Here is a 232-nt window from a genome sequence, read left to right as displayed (position 1 = left end):
GGACAGTGAAAGTCGATCCAGTAGCAATCATCAGCCTTGCACCAGTTACCGGTGCTGCCGTCGTACTTCTTCTCGGCATTCGTGTGTGGGCAGCTTTCCTGTAGAAGTCGCAGGCGTGTGCGCAGCCGTTCCTGTGCCTGCTGGATGCTGTCCAGCTCATCTCGATAGATATTGCTCACCAGTCGCTCCCGCTGCTGCTCGACCCGCAGTCGAACGAAGAACTGGAGGACGA

The 232-nt window shown here is 57.3% G+C and carries 1 protein-coding gene; it reads right to left on the bottom strand.

Features of this window, described 5'->3' with window-relative positions; translation table 11 throughout:
* Nucleotides 1-232, bottom strand: a 232-nt coding sequence (locus AC1RP1_RS08515; protein ID WP_481762809.1) for a hypothetical protein, incomplete at both ends; no start/stop codon positions are given.

This window comes from Dellaglioa sp. CoH-56-MRSF-13 (assembly GCF_056782095.1).
This window is presented reverse-complemented; position numbering and strand designations above follow the sequence as displayed.